Source organism: Novosphingobium nitrogenifigens DSM 19370, from assembly GCF_000192575.1.
Taxonomy (GTDB): Bacteria; Pseudomonadota; Alphaproteobacteria; order Sphingomonadales; family Sphingomonadaceae; genus Novosphingobium; species Novosphingobium nitrogenifigens.
In genome coordinates this window covers 428,033-441,459 of the sequence record NZ_GL876935.1, presented here as the reverse complement: position 1 = coordinate 441,459, position 13,427 = coordinate 428,033, and the positions used below count along the sequence as shown (strand labels likewise).

The window sequence follows — 13,427 nt, the reverse complement described above, 5'->3', positions numbered from 1 at the left end:
GCCGCCCGAACCGGTCGTTCATCGACCGGATCGAGGCGGTTTTTTTGCGTGCGCACAACGTGGGGGCGCACCCGATGGGTGGATGTGGGTTACAGTCTGTGCTGCACGAGCGAGGCGATCAGCGCCGCGCCGAGCAGCAGGCTGACCATTTTCCAGAACAGCACCGGATTGCGCTCCATCAGGGGGCGCCCGGCCATCGTGCGTTGCGTCCCGATCATGCCGCCTTCCAAGGCACGCAGCAGTTCGACGACGTCACCGTGGCGATCTTCGCGACGAACCGCGATGGCGCGCAGGATCGCTTCGTCCAGCCAGCTCGGAATTTCCGGGCGATGGGCCGACGGGGCTCGTGCTTCGCCAAAGCGGGGGCGCTGGAACGCTTCCTGTTCACCGTAGGGCCACTTGCCGGTGAACCAGCGGTAGAGCGTAACGCCGAGCGCGAACTGGTCGGTCAGCGCGTCGCCGCCGTTTCCGGCGAACTGTTCGGGTGCCATGTAGCCGGGCGTTCCGGGAATCTCGTTGTCGGGAAAGTCCTCGACACGCGGCAGGCGCGCCACGCCGAGATCGATCAGGCGCAGGCCGCCGTCCTCGGTGAGCATGACGTTGTCGGGTTTTATGTCGCGATGCACAACGTCAAGTCGGTGCAGTGCGGCAACCGCGCGGGTCAGGCTGACCGCAGCTTCCCGGGCCGCGTCGAGCGAGGGCAGACGGCGCGCAAGGCGGCTTTCCATGGTTTCGCCCTTGAGGAAGGGCTGCACGAGGTAAAGCCCGCTCTGTCGCGTGTCGCGCTGGGGCCGTGCGGAGAGCAGGAACGGACTGCTCACGCGCTGGGCGAGCAGCATTTCGCGGGCAAAGGCGAGACGCAGCGCGCGTTCGGACAGGATCTCGCGCCGGGGGAATTTCAGGACGACTTCTTCGCCGTTTTCGCTGTCGGTCGCGACCAGCAAAACAGCGTGGCGTCCTTCGCTCAACACGCGTTCGACGGCAAAGCCGTCGAGCGTTCCGCCCGGAACCGGCGGGGTAATGAACGGCAGTGCGGACATCGCGGCAAGAATGCCGTCGTGGTCGGGGGCGGGCAGTCGCACCACGTCGATGACGAGGGCCGTGGCATTGTCGGCGCCGCCGGCTTCGAGTGCCTTTTCGACCAGCAGTTCGGCCGTCGCCTCGGCACTCGCATTCTGGGCGAGAATGGCCGCAATCTTGCGCGCGCCGAGCGGGGCATGAACCCCGTCAGTGGTCAGCACGAGCCGGTCCTGCTCGGTCAGTTCGAACGCGCCGTGATCGAGCCGCAGATCGCTTTCGAGACCGATCGCGCGGATGAGGACGTGGCTCATGTCGATTTCGGGTCGGACATGGTCCTGCGTCAGGCAGGTCAGGCGACCTTCGGCAAAGCGCCAGGCGCGAGTGTCGCCGACATGGACGACATGGGCGCGGCGACCGTGGAGGGCAAGCGCGGTCAACGTGGTCGCACTGGCACGTGCGGGATTGCCGCGCGCCTGTCCGTGCAGCCAGTCGTTGAACGCGGCGAGGGGGCGCGCCATCGCCTGTGCCGGGCCGAGCGTCGGGGGGCTTGCGTAGTACCCATCGATCAGCGTGCGGACAGTGAGCTCGGAGGCCATGCGCCCCGCGTTGCCGCCGCTGACGCCGTCGGCAATCGCGGCGATCACGCCGTGGCTGGCGCGTTCGGTCGCGCTCGCCTGCACGATCCCGCCGAAATCCTGATTATCCGAGCGTGGACCGGTTCGCGTGGCAAACCCTGCCGCAATCGCGAGATCCCCGCTCGTTCGCATCGATTTCCCCCTCTCCCGTGTGCGTGCACGTCGCCCGCACACGCAAGGATCGGGGTCTTGTTTCAAACGTCAAGTGCTGGAAGGATACGCTGATGGCTTCGGTTTCGATGTCTGGCGGCTCTTCGGTTTCAAACCCAGGTGCCGCAACCGGATTTTGGCAGTCGGGCCATCGCCCGACCCTGTTTGCCGCTTTTCTCTATTTCGATATCGCGTTCATGGTCTGGGTCCTGCTTGGGCCGCTGGCGCCGATCATCTCGAAGGATCTGGGCCTTTCGCCCGCGCAAAAGGGTCTGATGGTCGCCATCCCGACGCTGGCCGGGGCGGTGCTGCGTTTCGTCAACGGCTTCCTCGTCGATCGCATCGGTCCCAAGAAGACCGGCACGATCAGCCAGATCATCGTCATGGCGGGGCTTGCCGTCGCATGGCAGTTCGGCATTCACAGCTACGCCGGAACCCTGGCGCTGGGCGTGGTGCTGGGCTTTGCCGGGGCGAGCTTTGCCGTCGCGCTGCCGCTTGCCAGCCGCTGGTATCCGCCCGAGCATCAGGGCAAGGCCATGGGCATTGCCGGGATGGGCAATTCGGGCACCGTCTTCGCTTCGCTCTTTGCCGCGCTGCTGGCCAAGGCCGTGGGCTGGACCAATGTCTTCGGCTTCGCGCTGATCCCGCTGGGCGTCGCCTTCCTCGTCTATCTCGTCGCGGCCAAGGACAGCCCCGACCAGCCCGCACCCCAGCCGATGGCCGCTTATGCCCGCGTCATGGGTGAAGGCGACTGCTGGTGGTTCATGCTGTTCTACGGCGTCACGTTCGGCGGTTTCGTCGGCCTCGCCAGCTCGCTGCCGACGTATTACACTGACGGCTTCGGAATCACGCCGGTCATTGCCGGGTACTGCACCGCGGCGGGCGTATTCGCCGGGTCGCTGGTCCGCCCGCTCGGCGGCGCTCTGGCCGACCGTTTCGGCGGTATCCGCACGCTCAGCATCGTTTACGCGGTTGCAGCGGCTCTTCTGGTGGTGATTGCGCTCGGCTCCAAGTCGCTCCCGATCACGGTTGCCCTCTTTATCGCCACGCTCGGCACTCTGGGTGTCGGCAACGGCGCGGTGTTCCAGCTCGTGCCGCAGCGTTTCCGCAAGGAAATCGGCGTCATGACCGGCCTTGTCGGGTTCGGCGGCGGCGTCGGCGGGTTCTACCTCGCCAGCTCGCTCGGCCTTGCCAAGCAATGGACCGGCAGTGCCTCGCTCGGGTTCCTCGTCTTCGCCGGTCTTGCGCTGATCGCGCTCGCCGGTCTGACCGGGGTCAAGCGTCGCTGGCGCACCACCTGGGGTGCCGCGCTTCAGGGAGCGCGCATCTGAAAATTCGCTTCCGATAACCGATCTTAGTTCGGTTCCGGTTCGAATACAGTTACTTCAGCGGCGTCGGCGCCAAACCACAACCAACTGCCGACGCCGCCAACATGAGGGAAATCGCGATGAAGTACCGTTGGCAGGCACTTGCCGCCACGCTTGCACCCGTTTGCCTTGCGGGGACGGCCCAGGCCGCGGATGCGCCCAAGTCCTTTGGCGATCCGATCACGATCACGGACGGCACCACGATCGACCCCATTCTCGACGCCCGCTTGCGTTTTGAAAATGTTGATACTCCGACCAAGGGGGCCGATGCCCTGACGTTCCGGGCCCGGTTCGGTTTCGAAGTGAAGAATGCGCCCTCGCATCTCGCATTCCTGGCCGAAGGATCGGGGACGACCTCGATCGATGGGGACTACAACGGTCTTTCGTTCATTCCCGCCATGGCCAATGCGCGCTATGCGACGGTTGCCGATCCCGAGACGATCGATCTCAACCGGCTTCAGGTCCAGTTCCGGACCAAGGCGCTGGGAGTCACGGTCGGGCGCCAACGGATCAATCTCGATGATCAGCGCTGGGTCGGTTCCTCGGGCTGGCGCCAGAACGAGCAGACGTTCGACGCGGCTCGTGTCGAAGCCGGGGTGGGGCCGGTGTCGATCGACGCGACCTATGCGATCAACCAGAAAACGGTGTTCGGCAGCGATGCGGGACCGCGCCGCAATTATGGCGGGCGTTTCTGGTTCCTGGGCGGAACAGTCAAGGAAGGCCCCTTCGCGGTGAAGGGCTTTGCCTATCTCGTCGATTACAACACCGAGGAACAGGTGCCTGCGCTGGCGGCCTCGCTGGCCGATACGCAGACGTATGGCGTTCGTGCGACGGCGGCTCTGTCGCTGACCAGGAAAGTGAAGCTGAACCTTATCGGCAGTTTTGCCCGTCAGTCGAACTACAAGCAGAACCCTGCGAATTACGGGGTCGACTACATATCGGGCGAAGGCTCGCTCAGCTATGCGGGCTGGACGCTCGATGGCGGGTACGAACTGCTTGGCTCGGACGGCAAGGGTCATGCGTTGCAAACGCCGATGGCGACCCTGCACAAGTTCGACGGGTGGGCGGACGTGTTCCTGACCACGCCGGGCAACGGCCTTCAGGACAGCTACGTCGGATTGTCGAAGGCCCTGCCCAAGTTCAAGGCTCTGCCCGGCCTGAATGCCGGGTTCGTCTGGCACCGCTTCGACAGTGATGTCGGCAACCTGCACTACGGCAACGAATGGGACGCGAGCGTCGGGTTCCGTCTGGGCAAGGTCGGCCTTTTGGCCAAGTACGCGAGCTTCAGTGCCTCGGCACCGGGCTTCGTCGACACGACCAAGTACTGGTTGCAGGCTGAATACAGCTTCTGATCCCTTTCCCTTCGGGGTCGCAACCGTGCCCGGCCTTCCTTATGGAGGGCCGGGTGCGATCCGTTCTGGTGCTGTGCGCTTGGCGGTCTGGCGGCGTAAGCCCAAGCAGCGGGTGCTTATCCATTCGGACCAAGGCTCGCAATCTTGAGCATTCGATGAGCCGGCGCGGCACCTGCCATGACAACCCTGTGCGCACCCCCGTCAGGAACGGGATGCTGTCGCCCGCCCAGTTCGAACGGCAGCAGATTTTGAAAGCGGAAGGCGCCTAGAAAACCAGGGGCTATTCATACAAAAAGACTTGCGGTGACCTGGGCGAATCGCTTATCCTCATGAAACAAGGTTTCGGGATCGTCCAATGGTGGACGGGAACAATCTCCGAACCGCTTTCAACACATCGCGTGGCAATGGCGCCGCCTGGACAAGTCCCGAAGGGGATGCGTTGAGGCGGCTTTTTTGTGTGCGCGACGGACTTGGGGAACAGGGTACAGTGAACGCGCACAGCTCCAACGAACCGGCCGACGGTCTGCCCACGGGGCGCGAGCGGCTCGTGGTGATCGGCAACGGCATGGCCGGATGCCGCGCCGTCGAAGAAATCCTTGCCCGCGATCCGGCGCGTTTCAACGTGACCATTTTCGGCAGCGAGCCGCGCGTCAATTACAACCGCATCATGCTGTCGCCGGTTCTGGCAGGCGAAAAGTCGTTCGACGACATCGTCATCAACGATGCGGCCTGGTATGCCGACAACGGCATCGAACTCATCAGCGGCGATCCGGTGGTCGATATCGACCGCGCCGACCGCCGCGTGGTCTCGCGTTCGGGCAAAGTGGTCGCCTATGATCGCCTGCTGATCGCGACGGGCTCGGATCCCTTTATCATTCCGGTCCCCGGCCACGATCTGGCCGGAGTGGTGACGTTCCGCGATCTCGACGACGTGGACAAGATGCTGGCCGCCGCCGATCGCGGCGGATCGGCCGTGGTCATCGGCGGGGGGCTGCTCGGGCTGGAAGCCGCGCACGGGCTGGCGTTGCGCGGCATGCAGGTCACCGTGATCCATCTCATGCCCACTCTGATGGAGCGTCAGCTCGACGAAGCGGCGGGCTGGCTGCTTCGCGATGAACTGGAACGGCGCGGGCAGACGATCATCACCGGCGGCGATACCGCCGAAATCGTCGGCAAGCAGGGTCATGTCGCGGGCGTCCGGTTGAAGGATGGGCGCGAACTGCCCGCCGACATCGTCGTCATGGCCGTCGGCATCCGTCCGAGCACGACTCTGGCACGCGGCGCAGGGCTCGAAGTCGGTCGTGGCGTTCTGGTCGACGATCACATGGTCACGTCGGACCCGGCGATCATGGCGGTCGGCGAATGCGTCGAACATCGTGGGCAGTGCTATGGCCTGGTCGCGCCGCTCTGGGACATGGCACGCTCGCTCGCCGATGCGGCGGTGGGCCGTCCGGGCGAGGGCTATCAGGGTTCGGTCACCTCGACCAAGCTCAAGGTGTCGGGCATCGATCTCTTTTCCGCCGGGGATTTCTCGGGCGGGGAAGGGTGCGAGGACATTGTCCTGCGCGACGCCGCGCGTGGCATCTACAAGCGGGTCGTGGTCCGCGACAACTGCGTCATCGGCGCGGTGCTCTATGGCGATACCGCTGACGGTTCGTGGTATTTCGACCTCCTCAAGAAGGCCGAAGATATCTCCCCGATCCGCGACACGCTGATCCTGGGACAGGCCTTTGCCATGGGCGGGGGCAACACCGATCCTTGCGCGGCGGTCGCGGCGCTTTCGGACGATGCGGAAATCTGCGGCTGCAACGGTGTTTCCAAAGGACAGGTCGTCTCGTGCATCGACAGCGGGGCGCACAGCCTCGACGCGGTGCGGTCGCAGTGCAAGGCTTCGGCCAGCTGCGGTTCGTGCACGTCGCTGGTGGAAAACCTGCTGCGTCTGCGTTTGGGCGCCGACATGGAATCCGGGCCGAAGACGATGTGCAAGTGCACCAGCTTCACCCATGCCGACGTTCGCCGCCTGATCGTCGAGCGGAAACTGAAAGTCATTCCGCAGGTCATGCAGGAACTGGGCTGGAAGACGCCCGACGGCTGTGCCTCGTGCCGTCCGGCGCTCAACTATTACCTGCTCTGCGCCTGGCCCGGCGAATACGAGGACGATCAGAAGAGCCGTTTCGTCAACGAACGCCTCCACGCCAATATCCAGAAGGACGGCACTTATTCGGTCGTCCCGCGCATGTGGGGCGGCGTCACGACGCCTGACGAACTGCGCGCGATCGCTGATGCGGCGGACAAATTCGGCGCGCGCATGGTCAAGGTGACCGGCGGTCAGCGCATCGACCTTTTCGGCATTCGCAAGGAAGACTTGCCCGCGATCTGGGGTGATCTCAACGCGGCAGGAATGGTTTCGGGCCACGCCTATGGCAAGTCGTTGCGCACGGTAAAGACTTGCGTCGGGTCGGAATGGTGCCGTTTCGGTACTCAGGATTCGACCGGCCTTGGCATCACCATCGAAAAGATGACCTGGGGCAGCTGGATGCCGCACAAGTTCAAGATCGCGGTTTCGGGCTGTCCGCGCAATTGCGCCGAAGCGACGATCAAGGACTTTGGCGTGATCTGCGTCGACAGCGGCTATGAACTGCATGTCGGGGGCAATGGCGGCATTCACGTCCGCGCCACCGAACTCTTGTGCAAGGTCGAGACCGAGCACGAGGCGCTGGCGGTTTGCGCGGCCTTCATCCAGCTCTATCGCGAAGAAGCCTGGTATCTCGAACGCACCGCACCGTGGATCGAACGCGTCGGCCTCGATTATGTGAAGCAGGCCCTGTTCGGCACGCCCGACGCCATCGGCGCTCTTGCTGCGCGCTTCCACCATTCGCAGCTTTACAGCCAGAAGGATCCCTGGGCCGAACGTGCGGCGGGCAAGTTTGCCGAACTGCACCAGCCTCTTGCCCAGTTCCGCCCCCTCGTCACGGAGAAAGCATAATGATCGGAGAATGGCTCGACATCGGTCCGGTGGGGCAGATCGCTCCGGGGACCGCGCGCACCATGCCGGTGGTGGGCGGCGAGGAAATCGCGGTGTTCCACACGCTTGACGGCGAATTCCACGCTCTCGTCAACAAGTGCCCGCACAAGCATGGGCCCTTGAGCGAAGGGATCGTGCACGGGTCGGTCGTGACCTGCCCGCTGCATTCGTGGAACATCAGCCTCAAGACCGGCGAAGCGCAAGGCGATGACAAGGGCTGCGTTCCGGTGATCCCGATGCGGGTCGAATCCGGGCGCCTCTATTTGAAGCGCGACGTCCTGCTGGCGGCAGCCAAAGTCGGAGCATAAGTCATGGCGCAGGATCTCTTCCCGGGTGGCATGGTGTGGCTGGTGGGCGCAGGACCGGGTGATCCGGACCTGCTCACCCGCAAGGCCGAACGCCTGATCGCGCGCGCCGATGTGGTCTTTCACGACGCACTGGTGGGGGCGGGCGTACTGGCGCTTTGCCGGGAAGAGGCGCAACTGGTTCCGGTCGGCAAGCGGTCGGGTCGCCATTCGAAGTCGCAGGAAGAGATCGACCGGATGATCGTCGAGGCTGCCTTGGCGGGCTTGCGCGTCGTGCGACTGAAAGGCGGCGATCCGTCGATCTTCGGCCGCAGCGCCGAGGAAATGACCGCTTGCCACGATGCGGGCGTGCCCTTCGCCATTTGCCCCGGTATCACTGCGGCGAGTGCGGCAGCGGCAAGCCTTGGCACGTCTCTGACCTTGCGCGGTCTGGCCCGGCGGCTGACTTTCGTCACTGCCCATGCCCGGGCGGGCGAGGACCTGGAACTCGACTGGGCTGCACTCGCCGATCCGGGATCGAGCCTTGCCGTCTATATGGGCAAGGCCGCTGCCGGGGCGATCGCGCGGGGCCTGATGGGGGCGGGGCTCGATCCGGCAACGCCCGTCGCCATGGTCGAAAATGCCAGCCTGCCCGACGAACGGGTCTTCACCACGCGGCTCGACTTGCTCGAACTGGGCGCTCGCACTGCGCTGGGGGATGGTCCCGCCTTGCTCCTGATCGGGGCACCGATTGCCGGGGCGCGGCTGGCGGGAAACCGTTGCGGTGACAACCACGCGGTTGTCGCATCGCAAACGCAGGCCTGAGACTTTCGTTCCACGGGGGCAATACCTTGACCACGAAGCAGGCAAAGAGCGTCTGCCCCTATTGCGGCGTTGGCTGCGGCATCGTTTTCGACGTTGCCGAAGGGCGCATCGTCAAAGTGTCGGGGGACAAGAGCCACCCCGCCAATTTCGGGCGGCTGTGCACCAAGGGCAATTCGTGCCATGTGCCCGTTACTGCCGAGGGCCGCGCGGATCGCGCCTATGTCCGCCTTTCCGAAGGCCGCGACCACGGTGCGGTGCCGATGGACGAGGCGATTGCCCGCACGGCGCAGGGGTTGCGCACGATCATCGACCGCGACGGTCCGGACGCCGTATCGTTCTATGTCTCGGGCCAGATGTCGATCGAGGCGCAATACCTTGCCAACAAGCTGTGCAAGGGCTTCATCGGCACCAACAATATCGAAAGCAATTCGCGCCTGTGCATGGCAAGCGCGGCGACCGGGTACAAGCTGTCGCTGGGCGCGGATGCGCCGCCCGGTTCCTATCAGGATTTCGACAAGGCCGACCTCTTCTTCGTGATCGGCGCCAACATGGCCGATTGCCATCCCATCCTGTTCCTGCGGATGATGGACCGGGTGAAGGCGGGGGCAAAGCTGATCGTCGTTGATCCGCGCCGCAATGCGACGGCGGACAAGGCGGACCTGTTCCTGCAAGTGCGCCCGGGTACCGATCTTGCGCTGCTCAACGGCCTGTTGCGCCTCCTGGTCGAAAACGACGCGATCGATCGCGATTTCATCGACCTCCACACTCAAGGATGGGACGCGATGCCCGCGTTCCTGGCCGATTACGACGTGGATACCGTTGCCGGGATCACAGGCCTTGCCCCCGACGACTTGCGCAAGGCAGCGCAATGGATCGGCGCGGCCGGGGCGTGGATGAGCTGCTGGACCATGGGGCTCAACCAGAGCACTCACGGCACCTGGAACACCAATGCGATCTGCAACCTGCATCTGGCGACCGGCGCAATCCTGAAACCGGGAAGCGGCCCCTTTTCCCTGACCGGGCAGCCCAATGCGATGGGCGGGCGTGAGATGGGCTATATGGGGCCGGGCCTGCCGGGACAGCGCAGCACGATGAGCGAGGCCGATCGCGCCTTTGTCGAGGCCGAATGGGGTATCGCGCCGGGCACTTTGCGCAAGGAAGCCGGACAAGGGACGATTGCCATGTTCGACGACATGGCCGCCGGACAGATCAAGGCGTGCTGGATCATTTGTACCAATCCGGTTGCCAGTGTTTCCAACCGCGCCAAAGTCATCGCCGGGCTCGAGGCGGCCGAGCTGGTCATTACCCAGGACGCGTTCCTCGAAACCGAAACCAACCGGTTTGCCGACATCATCCTGCCCGGCGCGCTCTGGGCCGAGGCCGACGGGGTGATGATCAATTCCGAACGCAACATGACGCTGGCACGGCAGGCGGTCGCGCCTCCGGGCGAAGCCATGGCCGACTGGGAGATCATCGCCCGCGTCGCCTGTGCCATGGGCTATGCCAAAGCCTTTACGTACGCGAACGCGGCCGAAGTCTTTGACGAGATCCGCCGCTTTTCGAACCCCGCGACCGGTTATGACGTGCGTGGAGTCAGCCACCAGCGCCTGCGCGAAACGCCGTTGCAATGGCCCTGCCCGCCCGAGGGGGAAAGCGACCGCAATCCCATCCGTTATCTCAACGACGGGATCAGTCAGACGCTTCGCCGCGACGAGGATGGAACGGTGCCGCCGGTTGCATTCCCGACCCCGCAGGGGCGTGGGATCTTTCTGGCCCGTCCGCACATGGCGCCTGCCGAAATGCCCGACGGGGATTTCCCGATGGTGCTCAACACCGGGCGTCTTCAGCATCAATGGCACACCCTGACCAAGACCGGAAAAGTGCCCACGCTCAACAAGCTCAATCCCGGTCCTTTCGTCGAACTGCACCCCGACGATGCACAGGAACTGGGGATTGCCGATCGCGACCGCGTCGAAGTGCGCTCGCGGCGCGGTCGAGCGGTGCTGCCTGCCGTCGTGACCGACCGGGTAGCGCCGGGCGCCTGCTTTGCGCCGTTTCACTGGAACGATGTCTTCGGAGAGGACTTGTGCATCAACGCGGTCACGTCCGATGCGATCGACGCGCAATCGATGCAGCCTGAATTCAAGTTCGCCGCCGTTGCGTTGACGCGCGTCGGCGGACCGATCGAGGACGAGACTGCGGGCACCGCTCCTGCGCCGCTTGCCCACCTGCCGGAAAGTGCCTCCATGCCCGACATTGCCGATGTCCTTGCCGGTTTCCTGCGCCTGCCTTCGCGGCCGCCCGAATTCCCGGAACAGGAACAGCAATATCTCGCCGGGTTCGTCGCCGGGCTCCGGCTCGACACCGCGCCTTGTGCCGATGCCATGCCGATCGTGCCCGACAATGCACCGCTGGCCCGCGAACGGCGCGATTACGTCAACGGCCTGCTCGCGGGGATGCTGGCGCGGGTTCCGGTCGCACGGGCCATGCCCGGCACAGTGGCGCATGGCCCGGAAATCCGCGTGATCTGGGCTTCGCAGACCGGCACGACGGAAAGCTATGCCGAACACTGCGCCGCCGAATTGACCCGGCGCGGCTTTGCGGTGCGGCTTTGCCCGATGGATGACGTGACGCCCGGCGATCTGGCCGGACCGGCCCTGTTCCTTGCCAGCACGTTTGGCGACGGCGATCCGCCCGACAACGGCGCGACCTTTTGGCAGGCACTGTCGAGCCCGACCGCACCGGAATGCCCTGATCTTGCTTTTGCCGTGCTGGCCTTCGGGGATTCGAGCTACGACCGTTTCTGCGGCTTCGGGCAGGCGCTCGATGCCCGGCTTGCCGAACTGGGCGGGACGCGGCTCATCGCGCGGGTTGATTGCGAGCCCGACTACGAAGACGCGGCGGCGGCATGGCTCGACGCGGTGGCCGGAACACTGGCACCTGCCGGGGCCGAGCCCGTTGTCGCAGAAGCCAAGGCGGCCCCCGCTGGAGCGAAATACGGCCGAAAGACGCCGTTCTCGACTGCGCTCGTCACCAATCGCCTGCTCAGCGGAGCCGGATCGCAAAAGGAAGTCCGCCAGTTCGGCTTCGATCTTGCCGACAGCGACTTTTCCTATGAGGCGGGCGATGCGCTGGGCGTGTGGCCGAGCAATTGCCCCGATCTTGCCGCCGAACTGATCGCACGGGTCGGCGCTTCCCCCGACGCGGCGGTCGTCGTTCCGGGGCAAGGGGAAATGCCGCTCGACGAAGCGCTCGTCCGCCATCTCGACATTGCCCGCGTCTCACGATCCTTCCTCGAAATGGTCGCCGAGCACCGTCCCGACGCGCCCTTCGCGCCGCTTTTGGCCCAGGATCGCAAGGCCGATTGCGAAAACTGGACTTACGGACGGCAAGTGCCCGACGTGCTCGACCACGCGCCGCTCGTCTTGTCGGGGCAGGATCTCGTCGATGCGCTCAAGCCTTTGCAGCCGAGGCTCTATTCGATTTCGTCCAGTCCGCGCGTCTGTCCCGATGAAGTGCAACTGACCGTTTCGGTCGTGCGCTGGATGCAGGAAGGCCGCCTGCGCAAGGGTGTCTGTTCGAGCTATCTCGCCGATCGTGCCGGGGGAGAGGCAAGCCGTATCTTCCTGCAGGCGTCCCCCCATTTCCGCCCGCCCGCCGATACGGATCGCCCCGCGATCATGGTCGGCCCCGGCACTGGTATCGCCCCCTTCCGCGCCTTTCTGCAGGACCGGCAGGCCCAAGGAGCCGGTGGCGCCAACTGGCTGTTCTTTGGCGAACAGCACGCGGCCAGCGATTTCTATTACCACGACGAAATCGAAGCCTGGCACCGCGACGGCCATCTCGATCGCCTGAGCCTCGCATTCTCTCGCGACACGGCGCAGAAAGTCTACGTCCAGCACCGCATGATCGAGGAAGGTGCCCAATTGTGGCGTTGGCTCGCCGAGGGCGCCCACTTCTACGTCTGCGGCGACGCCTCCCGCATGGCCCGCGACGTCGACACCGCCCTCCACCGCATCATCGCCGACCACGGCAACATGACCGAAGACGCCGCCCGCGATTTTGTGACCGCCATGCAAAAAGACAAGCGGTACGTCCGGGACGTCTATTGAGACCGATCAGGCCGGTGGCGAAAGCCGCCGACATTGCAGACACCCGCGGAACCATGTACCAATCGGGGTATGGCAAAGGCTGATAGGTTGGAGCGTCTCGACGTTCGTCGTGCAGAACTTGAAACGGAATATACCGCGGCGCTGATTGATGCCTTGCGCGTTACCGCCTCAGGCAAATGGGGTCTCTTTGATCATAATGGGGACCGGGTGTCGCGCAAAGCGGTGGCTCCCATCATCGATAATTTGGCTGAAATCGGTCAGGCGATCGACGAAATGAGAGAGCAGCTCCTCATGCCTCCTTTCGAGCTTCAGCAGGAATTTCTCGCATCTCGTGGGCCGGTTAGGTCGGATGCGGTAGGCGAACCCAAGCAGGCACAAGCCTGGCTCGATCGGCTGAATGCAGGAAAGGACGCTTAGCCTAATCCTCTGAACAGAACCCTTCGTCTCAATAGCTCACGCTCACGATGCCAGAGCGGGGCATGGCCGGTCGTTGCTGGACCTCGGTTGCGTTGCTCCGAAAAAACGCGAACTGGGACAAAGATGACGTTCGGCGCTGCAAACGAGAACGTCCGCCTATGCTGGAACCGGCCATTCGTCGGGTCGCTAAGCCCTTCCTCCTATATTCAAGCCGGCGGACACTTCGGTAGGTCAGCTTAG

The 13,427-nt window shown here is 64.4% G+C and carries 8 protein-coding genes and 1 pseudogene; 8 read left to right on the top strand and 1 reads right to left on the bottom strand.

Annotated features, from left to right (window positions below):
* Positions 1-89 precede the first annotated feature (89 nt).
* A complete protein-coding gene (locus tag Y88_RS18170; protein ID WP_008071925.1) occupies positions 90-1,787 on the bottom strand; it encodes a bifunctional protein-serine/threonine kinase/phosphatase in 1,698 nt (565 codons plus the stop codon).
* 92 nt (positions 1,788-1,879) lie between these two features.
* Here Y88_RS18170 and Y88_RS18165 point away from each other — a divergent pair, with 92 nt between their 5' ends.
* The 8 genes and pseudogenes from Y88_RS18165 (at position 1,880) to Y88_RS18135 (ending at position 13,187) form a co-directional block, all read left to right on the top strand.
* A complete protein-coding gene (locus Y88_RS18165; RefSeq protein WP_050805654.1) occupies positions 1,880-3,136 on the top strand; it encodes a nitrate/nitrite transporter in 1,257 nt (418 codons plus the stop codon).
* A 116-nt stretch (positions 3,137-3,252) separates the two neighbouring features.
* Positions 3,253-4,524 (top strand): alginate export family protein, encoded by a 1,272-nt coding sequence (locus Y88_RS18160; RefSeq protein ID WP_018076010.1) that lies wholly within the window; start codon positions 3,253-3,255, stop codon positions 4,522-4,524.
* A gap of 70 nt (positions 4,525-4,594) precedes the next feature.
* A pseudogene (locus Y88_RS19440) lies at positions 4,595-4,793 on the top strand (IS3 family transposase); the annotation flags it as partial.
* Between the two features lie 218 nt (positions 4,794-5,011).
* A complete protein-coding gene (gene nirB, locus Y88_RS18155) occupies positions 5,012-7,510 on the top strand; it encodes a nitrite reductase large subunit NirB (RefSeq protein ID WP_018076009.1) in 2,499 nt (832 codons plus the stop codon).
* Entirely contained in the window at positions 7,510-7,857 is a 348-nt protein-coding gene (gene nirD / locus Y88_RS18150) for a nitrite reductase small subunit NirD (protein ID WP_008071912.1), read from the top strand. Before nirB ends, nirD begins: the two co-directional genes overlap by 1 nt.
* A gap of 3 nt (positions 7,858-7,860) precedes the next feature.
* Entirely contained in the window at positions 7,861-8,658 is a 798-nt protein-coding gene (gene cobA, locus Y88_RS18145; protein ID WP_008071911.1) for a uroporphyrinogen-III C-methyltransferase, read from the top strand.
* 26 nt (positions 8,659-8,684) lie between these two features.
* Positions 8,685-12,770 (top strand): bifunctional nitrate reductase/sulfite reductase flavoprotein subunit alpha, encoded by a 4,086-nt coding sequence (locus Y88_RS18140; RefSeq protein WP_008071908.1) that lies wholly within the window; start codon positions 8,685-8,687, stop codon positions 12,768-12,770.
* A 69-nt stretch (positions 12,771-12,839) separates the two neighbouring features.
* Positions 12,840-13,187 carry a hypothetical protein gene (locus Y88_RS18135; RefSeq protein ID WP_018076007.1) on the top strand — a complete coding sequence of 116 codons (348 nt, stop codon included), beginning with the start codon at positions 12,840-12,842 and terminating at the stop codon, positions 13,185-13,187.
* The last annotated feature ends 240 nt before the right edge of the window (positions 13,188-13,427 follow it).

What these genes read in the sequence shown, in the direction of transcription:
- nirD (WP_008071912.1), top strand. Translation starts at nt 7,510, where the DNA reads ATGATCGGAGAATGGCTCGACATCGGTCCGGTGGGGCAGATCGCTCCG.
- Y88_RS18160 (WP_018076010.1), top strand. Translation starts at nt 3,253, where the DNA reads ATGAAGTACCGTTGGCAGGCACTTGCCGCCACGCTTGCACCCGTTTGC.
- Y88_RS18170 (WP_008071925.1), bottom strand. Translation starts at nt 1,787, where the DNA reads ATGCGAACGAGCGGGGATCTCGCGATTGCGGCAGGGTTTGCCACGCGA.
- Y88_RS18135 (WP_018076007.1), top strand. Translation starts at nt 12,840, where the DNA reads ATGGCAAAGGCTGATAGGTTGGAGCGTCTCGACGTTCGTCGTGCAGAA.
- Y88_RS18165 (WP_050805654.1), top strand. Translation starts at nt 1,880, where the DNA reads ATGGCTTCGGTTTCGATGTCTGGCGGCTCTTCGGTTTCAAACCCAGGT.
- cobA (WP_008071911.1), top strand. Translation starts at nt 7,861, where the DNA reads ATGGCGCAGGATCTCTTCCCGGGTGGCATGGTGTGGCTGGTGGGCGCA.